At 63.2% G+C, this 16,829-nt stretch carries 9 protein-coding genes; 5 read left to right on the top strand and 4 right to left on the bottom strand.

Going from position 1 to position 16,829, the window contains the following annotated elements; translation table 11 throughout:
• Positions 1–9 precede the first annotated feature (9 nt).
• The 4 genes from NMP03_RS02755 to NMP03_RS02740 all read right to left on the bottom strand — a co-directional run bounded on the left by NMP03_RS02755 (position 10) and on the right by NMP03_RS02740 (position 6,375).
• Positions 10–399 (bottom strand): hypothetical protein, encoded by a 390-nt coding sequence (locus tag NMP03_RS02755; protein WP_256507017.1) that lies wholly within the window; start codon positions 397–399, stop codon positions 10–12.
• A gap of 131 nt (positions 400–530) precedes the next feature.
• The gene (locus tag NMP03_RS02750; protein WP_256507016.1) at positions 531–716 is read right to left on the bottom strand and encodes a hypothetical protein; all 186 of its coding nucleotides are present in this window, start codon (positions 714–716) and stop codon (positions 531–533) included.
• Positions 717–1,334: 618 nt separating this feature from the next.
• On the bottom strand, positions 1,335–2,930 hold the full coding sequence (locus NMP03_RS02745) for an alkaline phosphatase D family protein (protein WP_256507015.1): 1,596 nt from the start codon (positions 2,928–2,930) through the stop codon (positions 1,335–1,337).
• A gap of 13 nt (positions 2,931–2,943) precedes the next feature.
• Positions 2,944–6,375: a TonB-dependent receptor gene (locus NMP03_RS02740; RefSeq protein WP_256507014.1), complete on the bottom strand. Its 3,432-nt coding sequence runs from the start codon at positions 6,373–6,375 to the stop codon at positions 2,944–2,946.
• 214 nt (positions 6,376–6,589) lie between these two features.
• Between NMP03_RS02740 and NMP03_RS02735 the strand changes: the two genes are divergently transcribed.
• The 5 genes from NMP03_RS02735 (at position 6,590) to bamA (ending at position 16,801) form a co-directional block, all read left to right on the top strand.
• The gene (locus NMP03_RS02735; RefSeq protein ID WP_256507013.1) at positions 6,590–7,846 is read left to right on the top strand and encodes a 2OG-Fe(II) oxygenase family protein; all 1,257 of its coding nucleotides are present in this window, start codon (positions 6,590–6,592) and stop codon (positions 7,844–7,846) included.
• A gap of 85 nt (positions 7,847–7,931) precedes the next feature.
• Complete coding sequence (locus NMP03_RS02730) at positions 7,932–8,405, top strand: hypothetical protein (RefSeq protein WP_256507012.1); 474 nt, start codon at positions 7,932–7,934, stop codon at positions 8,403–8,405.
• A 623-nt stretch (positions 8,406–9,028) separates the two neighbouring features.
• Positions 9,029–11,851: a bifunctional diguanylate cyclase/phosphodiesterase gene (locus NMP03_RS02725; RefSeq protein WP_256507011.1), complete on the top strand. Its 2,823-nt coding sequence runs from the start codon at positions 9,029–9,031 to the stop codon at positions 11,849–11,851.
• Positions 11,852–12,020: 169 nt separating this feature from the next.
• Positions 12,021–13,349: a Gfo/Idh/MocA family protein gene (locus NMP03_RS02720; protein ID WP_256507010.1), complete on the top strand. Its 1,329-nt coding sequence runs from the start codon at positions 12,021–12,023 to the stop codon at positions 13,347–13,349.
• 680 nt (positions 13,350–14,029) lie between these two features.
• A complete protein-coding gene (bamA, locus tag NMP03_RS02715) occupies positions 14,030–16,801 on the top strand; it encodes an outer membrane protein assembly factor BamA (protein ID WP_256507009.1) in 2,772 nt (923 codons plus the stop codon).
• Positions 16,802–16,829: the final 28 nt, after the last annotated feature.

The raw sequence follows: 16,829 nt of genomic DNA, 5'->3' as shown, positions 1-16,829 counted from the left end.
GGCACGCGGTCATGACCTCCGCGCCGCAGAAAAGGGCAGATCTTTACCGAAGACGTTAACGTCACCAGCCAAGGTTTGGTTCGTCGGATCGACTTCCAAACTGAAGGTCACCGGCGGTCTCGAGTCCAAGGTGAATCGGACGGTACGCGACGAAACCGTCAGCGATTGCATGGGAAGCCATTTGTTAGACTTGGCCGACATGTAGCGTCCGGACCAGACGTCGCCTTCGCGCTTGAATTCGAAAATCCACTCGGTCTGCGCGAACGATCCTGCCCATGTGCCCGCGACGCCGTTCGCGACCAGAGTCTGCGCGGCGACCGAAAAAGTGGGCATCGAAACCGCAGCGCAAACGGCCAGACACGCCACCTTCACAAATGCAACCTGAAAACCCAGAAACATGCCGCCCCCGTTCGATAACTTACTATACTATAATGCGACACTCTTAGAAGCCTGACATCGTCAAGAATGGTCAAGACGGATAATCGATAAACGGGTTCCGTCTCGACCTATTCTCTACGCTGTCCTGATGTTCAGTACACGCCGCCGCCAAAGTCGGTGACGAGATAGACGTCATACGTCACACCGCCCGACTCGAACGAGCCGAGATACTCAACAAGGGATTGCTTCGCTTCCACCGCTGCCGGCGCTGCATGTGCCGTCGTGAACGGCATCACGGTAGAGAACAAGAGGCTTGCAGCAAGTACAATGCGCCTCATGGTCTTTCTCCCTGGCGGGCACCTGTAAAGCCGATATGGAACTTGCAGCCCGATCGAGCCGAATTGCATCATCGGAAATATGATACGTCAAGGGTGAGCTAATTCATAATGGTTCAAACTTCCGATCGGAAGGTCGCACGACGCAAAGGTACTTGGCGTGAAAATGGCCAATCTCATATCGCAAGTATTAGATCTGGGCGCGTCGCAAGGGGATTGGCGTCAAGTATGTCGTCGCCTTCGCTCCGCGTCGGGATCCGAACTTGGACCACCTGTGCATCCGCGCATCGGGACTGGGCCTACATTCCTAGCCGGGATATCCTACCAAGGCGCCCCCCGACCATATGGCGCGCATAGGTCGTCCTAGAGGCATCACGAACCCGATACCGATCGACGCGACGCTAGCATCGCTTCGCTGACGAAGCGACAGGTAGAGCTCTCGCGGCGGTCGCGTTCCGAACCCACCAGTCCTTTGTCGGGCAACGCACCCACCTGATCAACGCCCTGCGACGACATCTTGGCGAATTCAGGCCAGGAACTGTGGGTTTCATCGTGGGTTGATGAAGGCGGTGGCGAGGTAGACCATGGGGCGCTGGCGCTGAAGTCCGCCGCGCTAAGCTGTCAGCCCAGCTGCAGCCGCGCGGCCCCTGCTTCCACCACCAGCTTCTGCCGCGAACTAGCGATTCCCTTGCGATCGCTCACCTGGTCCATGACGATATACTCGGTCTGCCAGCGCTCGCCATCGACGTCGCACATCAGATACCCGCGCCGCGAATTGTGGAATTTGAGCTGCGGGTTGACCTTCTGGATCTCGACGGTCTGCGGTCGCTGGTCCTCGCCATCGCCGCCGCTGGTGATCGAGGTTGCGACGAATTCGGTCGCGATCGGGTCGCGCCCTGGGTTCTTGCCGTCGATGTGCAATTCGCCGGCATAATTCTGGTGCTCGTCGCCGGTCAGCACGACGGCGTTCGACACCCGACGGTCGCGGATTCCCGCCAACAGTCGCTCGCGCGGGACACGATAGCCGGCCCAGCTGTCGAGATTTTCGGTCGTCTCGGGCCCCGGCTCGCGGTCGAGGTCCATGACCATCACCTGCTGCGCGAGCGCCTTCCACTTGGCCTTCGACCCCGAAAGATTGCCCATCAGCCAGTCATGCTGCCGCTTGCCGAGCACCTCGGCCTGACGCTGGGAAATATCGGTGCAGCCAGCGCCCCAGCGGTCGCCGCAGGGCTGGTCGGTGCGATATTGCCGGGTGTCGAGCAGGTTCAGGTCGAGCAGATTGCCGTAGCGCGCCTGGCGGTACAATTGCATCGACGGCCCGACCGGCAGCGACGAAGCGCGCAGCGGCATATGCTCGTAATAGGCCTGCATCGCCATCTGGCGGCGAAGCGCGAAGACCGGTGCCGGGGTGCCATCCTGATCGAGCGAATCGACCCAGTTATTGTCGATCTCGTGATCGTCCCAGGTCACGAACCAGGGCGCTGCGGCATGCGCTGCCTGCAGGTCGGTGTCCATCTTGTACTGCGCGTAGCGGCGGCGGTAATCCTCGATCGAATAGATCTCGCCGCCGAAATGCTGGCGGACGCTCTCGACCGGGCCGTCGGGGCCATTGCGCAGGCGATTGCCGCGGCCTTCGTAGATATAATCGCCATAACAGAACACGAAATCGGGGTTCTGGCTGGCGAGATGACGGTGCGCGGTGAAATAGCCCTGTTCGTAATTCTGGCACCCTGCGACTGCAAAGCGCACCCGGTCGAGCGGCGCGCCAAAGGTGGGCGTCGTCATCGCACGCCCGGTGCCGCTGCGCTCGCGTCCGGCGACGAAGCGGTACCAATAAGGCCGGCCCGGCTTGAGCCCCGCGACCTCGACATGCACCGCATGGCCAAGCTCGGGGCGCGCGACCGCGACGCCCTTTTGCGCCACGGTCTGGAAGCGCTCGTCCTCGGCGACTTCCCATGCCACCTCGACCCCCGCCGACGGCATGCCGTGATCGAGCGCGAAGGGATCGGGCGCCAGCCGCGTCCAGATGACGAACCCGTCGGGCGCGGGCTCGCCCGAAGCGATGCCGAGCTGGAACGGATAGGTCGAAAAGATGGGATCGGCGAGCGCTCGCCCCGCCCAGGGCAAGGCGAAGGCGGTGACCGCGCCGGCGCCGAAGCACCGGAGCAGATGCCGCCGCGACAAATCCAGGCGGGTCGTGCGCTGCCGATCGGTCATGGTCTTTATGTCCTTAGAACGAATAGTTCACGCCGACCTGGATCCGCCACAGCGAAGCCGAAGTCGTCACGTCGTTGTCGTCGTTTGGGTTGAAGTTGTAGTAATTATACCGCCCCTGCGCATCGACGCCTCCGCTGAGCACCGGGATCGACGTGCCGCGGCTGCGGCGGATGTTCCAGGCACTGTCGAGGATGTTCAAGAAATTGTCGAAATCGGCGTAGACGCGCAGCTTGTCGTTGACGCCGAGCAGTCGGCCCGGCCCGGGCAGTTCCTGGCTGATCCGAAGATCGAGATCATAATACCAGTCGTTGCGGCAGGTGTTGCGCGATATGCTGCTGCCCCGCGCCTTCGACAGGCATTCGTCGGCGTTGACGTAAGCGTCGAGCTGGTCGCGGGTAGATGCCGCATTGGGCTGGGTGGCGGTGGTGCCGTTTTGATAGACCACGTTGGGATCGTTCGGACCGGTAGGCACGTACAGCAGCTGTCCCGCACCCGATTGCTCGTCGGCGAAGCGCACGAACGGTGCGGTCGCGGTGGGGGTCAGGTTGGTGGGCTGGTTGAACGTGAAGCTGTACGGCGTCCCCTCGCTGGCGAAGAACGCGATACCGAACTGCGTTGCATAGTCGCCAACGAACTTCTCGCTGAAGTCGAGCCCGAAGGTAATGTTGTGCCGCGTCTCATATTCGGCGGTCGCCGTTGCCACGTCCTGCAGATCGAACACCGCCGCGCCGTCGAAATTGCCGGTGGCGGTGGTGCCGTTGTTGTAGCGGTTGTTCTTGGCGTTGTTGTACGCATAGCCAAGGTTGAAGCGCGTCTGGCCACCCGCGGTCAGCAGCCCCGGGAAGGTTTTCTGCAGGATCGCCGACACGGTGTGCGCGTCGTAACTGCGACCGTTGGTCAGCTGCAGTTCGTCGTCGCGCGTTCCGCCGAAGCATTGCGTCGTGACGTTGCTATACTGTGGCGGCGAACCGCCACCGCCTAGCAGCACCGCGTCGCAGCCGCTGCGGCTGGGATCGATCGCCCGATAGATCGGCCGACCGTCGATGCTGTACCCATTGAGGCCGAGCCGAGTGTCGACGACCTGCGACAGATCGACCAGGCTGATCGGATTGCGGAACCGGCTGTAGATATAGTCGAGCTGGATGCTCCAGTCGTCGAAGAAGCCGGTGCCGACGCCGAAACGCGTACGAAGCCCGATATTGGCGCGCAGCACGGTCGGCTGGGCGAAGTTCGGGTCGACCGACTGGGTGTCGGCAAGCCCTGCCCCCGCCTGGGTAGCGGCGTCGTTGCGGATGCATTGCGGCACCCCGGTAAACTGCCCCCCCTGCAGCACGTTGATCCGCGCGGTGCCGCAGCTACCGCCCTGCGCCGCAGTCGTGCCCGTCGAGCCGAAGCCGAGCGCGATGCCGTTGTTCTGGAAGGCATTCGAGAAATAGACCGCTGGGTCGCCGCCCGAGAAGATGCCCGCGCCGCCCTGGATGACGGTGCGCGACAGAAAGCCGTCATTCTCGAAATCATAGGTGAAGCCGACGCGCGGCAGCACGACCGGATCGAACTTGCTGAACGGCACCGAATTGCTGAAGCCGTAGCGGTTGACGAAATTGGGGTTGTTCGTAGGCGCATCGCCATCGAACCAGTCGACGCGAACGCCGCCCAGCACGCTCAACTGCGGCGTAACCTGCCAGTCATCCTGCGCGTAGAAGGTGTAGATCGAGCGCGACCAGATCGCGGTCGCGTCGTTGATGTCGCCCGATGCGGTGAAGTTGCCATATGCGCCCGCGCCCTGCCCCCCCAGGATCGCCTCGGCATTGGGGTTGGTGTTGGTGCCGCCCGACAGCAGCCCTGCGCGAAGATCGGCAATGTTGGCGAAGGTCAACGTGCCGGTGGTGTTCTGGCCGAACAGGTTGAGCACGTACAGATGGTTGAGCTCGGCACCCAGCGTCAACGTGTGGTTGCCCGCAGTCAGGCTGGCCTTGGCCTTGGCCTGGGTGATCTCGGTCAGCAATTCGTTCGAGGTGCGCGAGAAGCCGGGGCCGGCGAAGAAGCTGCCCTGCTCGGTCCCGTTCTGGATGCCGACGACGATGCGCGGCTGCGGGTTGTCCGACTGCGCCTCGCCGCCGCCGACCGGGCCCTGCACGTCCTGCACCTTGGCGTGCGACACGCGCAGTTCGGTGGTGAAGTTGTCGGTCCAGTTCGAATAGAGGCGGCCGGCGTAGTAATCCGAGACGGTACCTTCGGATTCGAAGCTGTTGATTCCGGTTGCGGTGGTGGTGTTGAGGCCGTCGGCTTCGGTATTCTGCTCCTCGAGCCGCTGATACGACACTTCGAGCCGCTGGCCGTCGGTGATGTACCAGTCGAGCCGGCCGAAATAGCGCTTGCTACTCTCGGTCAGGTCGCGCGCGATACCGCCGCTGTCGATGCCATAGACGTCGCGGACGATCGTCGAGACTTCGTTGAACTGCGCTTCGGTGATGAATTCCTGTTCGTTGGGGAAGCCTGCGCCGATCGGGCCCAGGTTCTGCGTATCGCCGAGCTCGGTCTGCTCATAGCCAGCAAAGAAGAACAGCCGATCCTTGATGATCGGACCCGACAGCGTGCCGCCGAAGCGCTTCTCGCTGCCGCTGACCTGCGGGAAATCCTCGCCGTCGATCTTCGAACCGAGCAGGCTCCCGTCGGTGTAGGTATAGAAACCCGAGCCGTGGAATTTGTTCTCACCCGACTTGGTCACGACGTTGATCGCGCAGCCGGTGAACTGGCCATATTGAACGTCATAGGGCGCGAATTCGACCGAGGTTTCGCGGATCGCGTCGAACGGCAGCGGCAGCGTGTTGCGCGATGCGAACGGCGTCCCGTTCAGGCCATAGGTGTCGGTCTGGATCGCACCGTCGACGGTGAAGGTGTTCGACCGGTCGTTGCCGCCCAGGCACGAGATGCGATCGACTTCGTTCGCGCGATCGAGCCGGACGCGCGGATCGAAGCGGATGATGTCGCGGATGTCGCGGGTGATCGAGGGGAAATCCTGCAGGTCTTCGGTGCCGAACGACTGGCCTGGCCCGATCGCGAGCTGGGTCTGCTGCGCGCGCGCGCCGGTGACGACGATCTCGCCCGCGCCCTCGACCAGCGCGAAGTTGAAGCTGGTGTTGCCCTGGAGATCGATGAACGCCTGTTCGATCGTCTGCCCTTCATACCCCGCCGCGGTGACCGCGATCGTGTAGGGGCCGCCGGTGACCAGGCCATCGGTGCGGAAAGCGCCGGTGTCGTTCGCCGTCAGCGTGCGCGACGCGCCGGTGCGCGTGTCGGTGACGACCACTTCGGCGCCCGGCAGTGCGGCGCCCGCGGCGTCGCGAACCGACCCTTCGATCCCCGAGGTGATCTGCTGCGCCGAAACGGCAACAGGAGAGACGAGCGCGGCGATGGCCGCGCCCACGAACAACGTGTGGCGCATGAGTATTCCCCGATTATGGCAACGCAAACGGCTCTGGTCGGCCGCTGTCGCACGCCCATTGGGGGTCGCGAATTGCGCTTTGATGACAGCGCGCGGACAGTTCGATGAAACGCGACGGAATGATGTGCCGTATTGACGAGGGTTCGGCGACCAGTCGGTTCCGCGACAGGCTGCCGGGGTGGCCGCCCGCCGTCGTTCTTGATAGCGCCGCCCAATGACCAGTTCGATCGACCGCCCCGAGCCCAGCCTGCGGGCGCATGCGCTTGCAGCCTATGCGCGCGGCGATGACGATGCTGCAGGGTTGGTCGCAGCGGCGCTCACCGCCGATCCGCTAGACGGCGGCGTGCTGGTTGCCGACGCCACGCTGGCGCTGGAACAGCGCAGCCCCGTCGCGCTCGATCGATTGGCCGCGATGCTGGCGCGCGCGCCCGATTGGATCGACGGGCATGTCGCGCTGGCGCGGTTGCGCTGGGGCGCGGGCGATCGCAATGGGTTCGCGGCATCGATCGAACAGGCGCTGCGCGTGCTGCCGCGCCATGCCGGGCTGTGGATGCGCTACATGGAGCTGCTCGCCGAAAGCGGACAGCCCTTGCGTGCGGCCGAGGTCGCCGCCGATCTGCGTCGGAGCGGCGGCGACGCCCCCGCGCTCCGGCTGATCGAAGCGCGCCACGCCGGTGCCGCGGGCGCGCTCGATCGCGCCGCAGCATTGCTCGGTAACCTAGACGCGGCAATGCCCGACCATGCCGTGGCATCGGCGCGCTACCGGCTGCAACGCGGTGACGCGCAAGCCGCCGTGCCGATCCTCGACCGCGCGCGCGCAGCCGATCCGGCCGACATCGGGTTGTGGGCGCTTACCGAACTCGCCTGGCGCGCGACCGACGACCCACGCCACCGTTGGTTGATCGACGCCGACACGATGATCGCCGCGGTCGACGTCGTTGCCGATGCCGATACGCGCAGCAGCCTGATCGAGGCGCTACGCCGATTGCATCGCGTCCGCTGGCCGGCGCTCGGGCAAAGCGTCCGCGGCGGCACCCAGACGCGCGGCAACCTCGCGCTGAACGCCGAGCCTTCGATCGCGCTGCTGTTCGACAGGCTGAGGCCGTTGCTTGCCGAACAGGCCCGGAACGTACGCGCGGCCGACCCGCACCACCCGCTGGCGACAGTCGCTGGCAATATTACCAGCGCATGGTCGATCCGCATCGAAGGCCACGGGCATCACGTCGCGCACGTCCATCCGGGCGGCGCACTCAGTTCGGCGTTGCACCTGTCGGTGCCGCCGGGCACCACCGGCAAAGAAGGCTGGCTCGAACTCGGGCGCCCGCCTGCCGACATCGCGCTGCCGCTCGAACCCCTGGTCAGCTTCGCACCGGTGCCGGGGCGAATGATCCTGTTTCCCAGCTTCCTGTATCACGGCACTATTCCCTTCGGGACCGGCGAACGCCTTACGGTGGCGTTCGACGTCGCCTGACGCGCCGTGAAAATCCGATGGGTAGACGCGGTAACGTCATGATTGTCGGCCATTAACCCGGGTCTCAAGGTGCGAGGAACTGACAATGAACGCCATCCGTATCGCCGCATTGGCCGCCTTGGCGCTACCTGCGTCCTGCGCCGGCGGCGTCGCGCCCGGCCCCTCCCCGATCGCCGCGCAACGCGGCCTCCGCATTGCTCCCGAACAGGCCGTGATGAACGCCGCCGCCGTCGCGCCCGCGGGGGTCAGCGCGATATTTGAGATGCAGGTCCGCAACAGCGGTCGCCAGGACGGAATCCTGTATCTGAATTCGGAAGCGGATTACCGCGACCCGCGCTGTCTGACGATCGCAATCGCGGCGCCGATTGCCGATGCGCTGCACCAACGGTTTGGGACCGCGGTGGATCAACATTTGTCCGGCAAGACGATCGCCGTTCGCGGCACCGCGCGGCGTATTCGGATTCACTTTTACAGCAGCGGAAAGATGACCGATAAATATTATTACCAGACGCAGGTAAACCTGAAGGCGGCGCGCCATCTGACCGTGTCCGGGGAATAGCGAAATCATTCAGGCTCCGACGCTGATGAGCTTCGGCATGACCTTCGTCGCACGCGATCCTGACGGTCACCGGCTCCGCGTGTTCGCACCCGTCGCTGCGTGAGCAAGATCCGGGGGGCCACCCACGTGACGGCCACCCCCAAAATGCGTGCGAGCCGATTGTTCCTAAAACGAAGGTTCGGCGCGACAGCGGGGGCAGGGCCGGTATCCATCATGCCTCTGGCCGGACCGATTTCCCGAAACCTGTTCCCGATTGCGCTTTCCCAGAACCCCGAGGTGCACAGGGAGAACGGTACGGTTGCGAGCCGCCAGAACGTTCGTTTCCGGGGTGCGGCATGTGGCCGCGCCTATCGGATATTTCCAACAACAACCATCAGATCGGCCCGGGGCGAACAAGCACTGGATGGCGGCCAACCACCGACGCTCACGCTCTTCCCCGGATCATATTCAGTTAACCATATTGAATCATCGATCATCGTCGACATTGTGATATATTTATACGGCGAACGCCATCGACCATAGCGCACCGTAGACCACGTGATTTCATATAAAAGTTCGATTTCTTGCAGCTATACAGAAGTACGACAGCGTAACTTACCCCATAGTGATCGCGGAAGTGCATTATGCAGCATCATTTCAATACCGGCCTGTTAATCCTTTCCAGCCTAGTAAGCTTTCTCAGCTCGTACACTGCCTTTCGCTTGTTCCAGCTATCCGCCCAACGTGCTGGCACGGCTCGCCATTGGTGGGTGGCTGCTTCTGCCGTGGCGATCGGCGGCGGCGCGATCTGGGCGATGCACTTCATCGCGATGCTCGCGGTCCAGTTCGACGGGATGACGATCGGATACGATATGGAACGGACCGTCTTGTCGCTGTTCGTGGCGGTCGGCGCCACTGCGATCGGGCTGAGCGCGGTTTCGATGCTGGGAGTGCGGACCTGGGTAATTCTCGGGGGCGGGTCGGTGATGGGCATCGGTGTCGCATCGATGCACTATCTCGGCATGAGTGCGATAAACATCGATGCCGTGCTCACCTACGATATCGGCTTGGTGTTGCTGTCGGTTGGCATCGCGGTGGTTGCGTCGATCGCCGCGCTTTGGCTCGTCGCAAAGCTGAACCGCGACCGAGCGCGCTTGGCCGGCGCCGCGGTGATGGCCACGGCCGTCACGTCGATGCACCATGTGGGGATGGCGGCGGTCGACATCAGGATGACCGGTTCTAGTGCGGGTGTGGACGGGTTGCGTCCGACCAATATGCTCTCTCCCGATAATGTCGCATACGGCGTCGCTGCAGTCACATTATTCGTACTGACCGTCGGAATCATCGCAGCTTTTCAAGACCATCGTGCCTATCTGCGGAGGAAAGCAGCGGCGGGGTCGTTGGCCGCTGCCGAGCATTTGCAGGAAAGATGGCGCAAGATGCTCGACGACGTACCGCAAATCATCTGGTCCACCGACGCGGACGGATCCGGGGTCTATCAAAATCAACGCTGGTTCGACTTTACCGGCAGTTCCCGCGCCAATGCGCAGGAATGGATCGAATTGATCCACCCCGATGATCGACCCTGCGTCTTATCCGAATGGCAAGCGTGCCGGGCCAGGCGGCACGCCTATCACGGGCAGTTCCGCCTCCAGCATTTTTCCGGCGGATATCGATGGGTATCGACCAAGGGCGAGCCGAAGCTCGACGAACACGGAGAAGTCTCCGGGTGGATCGGAACCTGTACCGATATCGACGCAAGGGTGGAGGCAGAGACTGACCTGCTGGCAAGCCAGGCGCTCACCAAGGGCATCATCGAAGCCAGCCCCGACTGCATCGGCGTGCTCGACGTTGCCGGGACGGTGCTCTTCATGAACGATGCCTTTCGCCTCAACGCGATCATGAGCGGGGGCAGCTACGGCCTGGGGAGCGTCTGGGGCGCCGGATTCCCATCGGATTTGCACAAGGCGGCAAAGCTGGCGGTCGAGACGGCCCTTTCGGGCCATACCAATAGCATGACGCTGGCGTTCGATTCCCCCGAACAGGGACTGCGCTGGTGGGATACCGCGATCTCGCCGATCCAAAACGACGCGGGCGACGTGTTCAGGCTTGCGGTCATTGCCCGCGACATCACCCGGCAGAAACTAAGGGAGGCAGAGGCCCGATGGACTGCTTCGCACGACGCACTGACCAATCTGCCTTCGCGAATCTTGTTCCATGAAACGCTCGCAAACGCGCTGGCCGACGGCGAGCCCTTTTGCATACTGATACTCGACGTCGATAACTTCAAGCGCATCAACGACATGCTTGGCCATCAGTCAGGCGACGCACTATTGATTGAATTGGCCAATCGCCTGGTGTCGTCGATCGGCAGCCATGATTTCGCCGCTCGGATCGGCGGTGACGAGTTCGTGGTGATCTTGCGCAACCTGACGAGCGACACCGATGCCCGCAACCGCGCCGACCGGATAGCGGATCATCTGAAACAACCCTGGCTCCACAGCGGCCGGCTTTTCGATTGCGCGGCCAGCGTCGGCGCGAGCCTGTTCCCCGACCATGGCGACGTCCAGCCGCTGCTGATGAAAAATGCCGACATCGCACTGTATGTTGCAAAGACTTCGGGTCGCGGCGAAGTCGTCCTTTACGATCCGCCGATGCGGTTGGCGACCGAGCGCCGAACCACGATGCTGGCGCGCGCCAGGGCAGCACTTGACGATGATCTGATATTCCCCTGCTACCAGGCAATGGTCGACCTGCGCACCAGAAGGCTCGTCGGGTTCGAAGCCTTGCTCCGCTTACGACACCGAACCCGCGGCGTGCAGTTGCCGGGTACGATCGAGGCCGCCTTCGAGGATGCAGAGCTTGCGGCTCGTATCAGCGAACGCATGATCACCTGCGTATTGGCCGATATACGACGTTGGCTCGATAAGAGGATAGAATTTGGCCATGTCACGATCAATGCAGCCGCAGCCGAGTTCAGAAGGGGCGACTTTGCCGAACAGCTGCTGAGCAAGCTGGCGGCCGCGGATATATCCACCGCCTATGTACAGATCGAGGTAACCGAGACCGTCTTCCTGGGTCGCGGTGCCGAATATGTCGAGCAAGCGCTCAAGCTGCTGAGTGCGCATGGCGTCAAGATAGGGCTCGACGATTTCGGAACGGGTTATGCTTCTCTGTCGCATCTGCGCCAATTTCCGGTCGACGTGATCAAGATCGATCGCTCGTTCGTGCAGGGGCTACCTGCCGATGCCGGCGGCGTTGCGATCGTCGATGCGGTGATCAGCTTGGGACGCAGCCTGAATATCGCGGTGGTGGCCGAGGGGATCGAAACGCTCGACCAAGAGAAGCTATTGGCCGGCTTGGGCTGTCCATTCGGGCAGGGGTTCTTGTACGGTAAAGCCCTCCCCGCTTCGCGGGTGCCGAACTTTGCTCGGGCTTTTTCGCGCAAGGAACGACTGGCCGCCTGACGCGAACGTCCACGGACCGACCGATGCGACGAAGACGCCGCTGCGCCCCCGGCCCCGGCACGGCGCTTGTCCTTAGCGCGCCCTGAAGGCCGGTCAGCGCGCTTTGGGGCCTTGCGACATGATGTTTTCGCGCTACCAAGGTCGCAACAATAATTCAGGGGGGACCAACATGACCGCCAGCTTCGATCGCCGTGCCCTGCTGGCCGGCGGCCTTGCCGCCTCGGCCGCGAGCGTGGTTCCGCTGAACGAAGCCTTCGCGCAGAGCGTCCGCCGCAGGTCTGCCAACGACAAGGTCCAGGTGGGCTTGATCGGCTGCAAGGGCATGGGCTGGGCGGACCTCACCGCGATGTGCAAGGGCGCCGACGTCACCCCGGTCGCGCTTTGCGACGTCGACGCCAAGGTCCTTGCTGAGCGCGGTGCCGAGCTCAAGAAGTCATCGGGCCGCGCCCCGAAGCTCTACGGCGACTACCGCCAGATGCTCGACGACAAATCGGTCGATGCAGTAATCATCGCGACCCCCGACCATTGGCACGCGCTCCAGCTCGTCGACGCGATGGCGGCGGGCAAGGACGTCTATTGCGAAAAGCCGCTCGGCAATTCGATCGCCGAATGCCGCGCGATGGTCGCCGCCAAGCAACGCCACAACCGCGTTGTCCAGGTCGGCCAGTGGCAGCGCAGCAATCAGCATTGGGCCGATGCCATCGCGCATGTCCATTCGGGCGGGATCGGCCGCGTGCGCAAGGTGAAGGCCTGGGCCTATATGGGCTGGATGAAGCGCGTCGCACCGCAGCCCGACCAGGCGCCGCCGCCGGGCGTCGACTATGACCGCTGGCTCGGCCCGGCGCAGCTGCGCGCCTTCAACCCCAACCGCTTCCACTTCAGCTGGCGCTGGTATTGGGATTATGCCGGTGGCCTCATGACCGACTGGGGCGTCCACCTGATGGACATCGCGCTGCTGGGGATGAAGGCGCAGGTGCCCGACTCGGTCAGTTCGCTGGGGGGCGCCTATGGCTATCCCGACTCGGCGATGGAGACCCCAGACACCCAGACCGCGCTCTTCGACTTCGGTGCCTACTCGGTCGAATGGGAGCATGCGGTGGGCATCAGCCACGGTCCCTTCGGCGGCCATGATCATGGCGTGGCGTTCGTCGGCGAGACCGGCACGTTGGTGGTGGACCGCAGCAAATGGTGGGTCTCGCCCGAGATGAGCGATGGCAAGGCGATGACTCCGGCAATTCCCGTGACCCAGGCCAAGGACGACGGGCTCGATCGGCACACGGCGGACTTCATCGCTTGCGTAAAGGATCGCGCACGCACCCCCGCCTGTCCGATCGAATCGGCGGCCAACATTGCTATCGTCTGCCAGATGGGCAACGTTGCCTGGCGCACCGGCCGCAAGGTCGAATGGGACGCCGCGGCGGGGCAGTTCAAGGGCGACGCCGAAGCCAATGCGCTGATCACCCCGCGCTACCGCGCGCCCTACCGTCTGCCCGTGTAGGCGCCTTTGGTGGCGGGCGAGGGCAGTACCGCCCCCCGCACCGGCATTGCCCCCTGCGGTTGAGAAATACCCTATCGGATAGGCGCCGGAGCGGGGAGTGTCCGATGAAGCGCCGAGCGATCGGCGTGGCCTAGCGTCGCGTCACGCTCGCCCCGTCAGAACGAACGCCACGCCGCGCGCGCCGCGGGGATGCACGTTCGTGCGCGGCGATCATCGATGTTCGGCACGCCGTTCGCCCTGCGGGGCAGCAATGGCCGATCGCGCGTCGATCGAATCCCGCGCCTGCCAGCTCCGTTCGCTCTGAAAGACATCGGTCGACCCATGTCGGCGGCCAAGTCGCGCTTGAAGGCGAATGATCGCAATATTTCCGCGCAGAAATACTTCGCTCATCCCGATGAAATGGCAATGCGGCCATTGATCCCTGTGGCGATGGCCGCCCGCCTAACGCGTAGGTTTAGGGGTACCCCTGGGTCCGGTTTCCCCAATGAAACAAAGAACACACGTGGCAACCGCACGTGCCCGAAGATCGAGCATTTAAAGCGCCCGTGCGGTTTCGCGTCGAGAATATGACTTGGTGATTGTTCGCATCCCCGAAACGAAGCGTCTGCCGACGCCTGCCAATACAAGCATGCCCAGATCGAGGCCTCTCCGCTTTCGGGTTTTTTGGAAAAGATGCAGCTATGCGTAAACACTTGCTCCGCAATATTGGAAAGCCGTTCGTCTGTATCCTTGTTGCAGGCACTGCTGTTCCGATCTCCGCCCACGGTCAGGACGTTATCGACAAATCCGCATCATCGACCTCCACAAATCCGGTATCGGGGATAAGTGAACTGAAACTGCCGGTTCGACCTGCTCGAACGATCCGCTCGTTACGGGTACTCGGCGCCCAGCGGATCGAGCCCGACACGGTGCTGTCGTACACCAAGCTTGGCGTCGGCGAGCCCTACACCAACGAGAGCGTCGATGCCGCGATCAAGGATCTCTACGCCAGCGACCTGATCGCCGAGGCGCAGATCGAGGGCGTCGAGAGCGGCGATCTTATTGTCCGCATCCGCGAGAACCCGGTGATCAACCGCGTAGTGCTCGAGGGCAATCGCCGGCTCAAGAGCGACAAGATCCTCCCCGAGATCAAGCTGGCGCCGCGCCAGATCTTCACCCGCACCGCGGTGCGCGCCGATGTCGGCCGGATCGTCGAGCTGTATCGCCGCCAGGGCCGCTTCGCCGCGGTGGTCGAGCCCAAGCAGGTCGTGCTCGACCAGAACCGCGTCGACGTGGTGTTCGAGATCGCCGAGGGGCCCAAGTCCAAGGTCCGCCAGATCAACATCCTTGGCAACGAGCAGTTCAGCGACAATGCGCTGCGCAAGGAAATGGCGACCAAGCAGGCGCGCTTCTTCCGCTTCTTCAGTTCGGCGACGAGCTACGACCAGGATCGGCTCGCCTACGACCAGCAGAAGCTGCGGCAATATTATCTGACCGAGGGCTATGCCGATTTCCGGGTGATTTCGGCGGTCGCCGAGCTGACCCCCGACAAGGAAGACTTCATCATCACCTATGTGGTGGAGGAGGGCCCGCGCTATAAGTTCGGCGACGTCACCGTCGACAGCGGCATCCGCGACTTCAACGGCGAGCAGCTCGCCAAGAGCCTGCAGATCAAGAAGGGCGAATGGTTCAACGCCAAGCTGGTCGAGGATTCGGTGACGTCGCTCAGCGAGGCGGCCGGGCTGTTCGGCTATGCCTTTGCCGATGTCCGCCCCGAATATCAGCGCGACGAAGAGACGCTGACGATGGGGCTGACCTTCAACATCGCCGAGAGCCAGCGGACCTATGTCGAGCGGATCGAGATCACCGGCAATACCCAGACGCAGGACGAGGTGATCCGCCGCGAGATGCGGATCGCCGAAGGCGATGCGTACAACTCGTTCCTGCGCAAGCGATCGCAGGACCGGATCAATTCGCTCGGCTATTTCCAGGACAAGTTCGAGATCGAGGAGCAGCCGGGATCGACCCCCGACCGCGTCATCCTGACCTCCAACGTCGAGGAACGCTCGACCGGCGAGCTTTCGCTGTCAGCCGGCTTTTCGAGCGTTGAGCAATTCATCCTGCAGGCATCGATCCGGCAGCGAAACTTCCGCGGAAAGGGGCAGGATCTGCGGCTGTCGGGAAGCTATTCGATCTATTCCAAATCGCTCGAGCTTGGCTTCACCGAACCCTATTTGCTCGACAAGAACATCGCGCTGGGCGGGACGATCTTCCGCCGTGACTACAACAATTTCAATTATGTCGGCGACGAACGCAACACCACCTATTCGCAGGTGTCGACGGGCTTCAACATCGTCGCCGGCATCCCGCTGACCGAATATTGGTCGCTGTCGGGGCGCTACACGCTGCAGCAGGACGATGTGTCGCTCGACGAAAGCACCTATTTCTCGAACGGCAGCTGCGACCCGCTGCTCGCCGGGCGCTATCTTTGCGAGCAGCTCGGCGAGCGGCTGACGTCGTCGATCGGGCTTTCGCTGGTCTATGACAGCCTCAATAGCCGGTTGCGGCCGACCGACGGCGAACGCCTGCTGCTGGGGCTCGATTTCGCCGGCATCGGCGGCGACGTCCGCTATGTCCGTGCGCGGTTCGACGGCACCAAATATTTCAACATGGGATCGGGCTTTGTCCTGTCGACCGCGGCGCAGGGCGGGTACATCAAGGCGCTCGAGGAAAGCGCGGGCCCCGGCATCGACCCCGTCCGGATCATCGATCGCTTCTACCTGGGCGAGCCGCAGTTCCGCGGCTTCGACATCCGCGGCGTCGGCCCGCGCGTCCAGCGCATTCCCTTCACTACCGACGACGACGGCAACACCATCCTGGTCACCGATCGCGACCAGATTTCGGACGATGCGCTGGGTGGCAATGCCTATTATCTGGCAAAGGCCGAGATCGAAATTCCGCTCGGAACGGGTGCCGCCGAACTCGGCTTGCGCCCTTCGATCTACGTCATGGCCGGCGCCTTGTTCAGCGTCACCCAGCCGTTGCCGACGGTGAACTTCACCCAAGCGACCGATGAGTCGGGCAATCCCGTGTTCAACGTCGACGGCTCGCCGAGCCTGCAATCGCTGGTGACGCCGGTCACCACCGACGCGGGAGCCGCGCTATATTTGAACAGCTTTACCGGCACCGACGGGGTGGCCGGGACGCGCTACACCACTTGTTCGACCGGCTATGCCGACGCCTATGGCGGCACGTGTAGCGGCAGCGACCAGAACGGCGCCGTCGTCAACACGACCACGCCCTTCGTCGAGCGGTTCCTGGGCAACTCGGCCAAGCCGCGGATCACCGTGGGGATCGGCGTCAATTGGAACTCGCCGTTCGGGCCGCTTCGGATCGATCTCGCCAAGGACCTGATCTCGGTCGATGGCGATGATCCCAAGCTGCTCACCTTCAATGTCGGCGCGGGGTTTTAGGCCTCAACGTGCCGACCGCCCACCGGCA

It is taken from the genome of Sphingomonas qomolangmaensis (assembly GCF_024496245.1).
Classification (GTDB): Bacteria; Pseudomonadota; Alphaproteobacteria; order Sphingomonadales; family Sphingomonadaceae; genus Sphingomonas; species Sphingomonas qomolangmaensis.
This window is presented reverse-complemented; position numbering and strand designations above follow the sequence as displayed.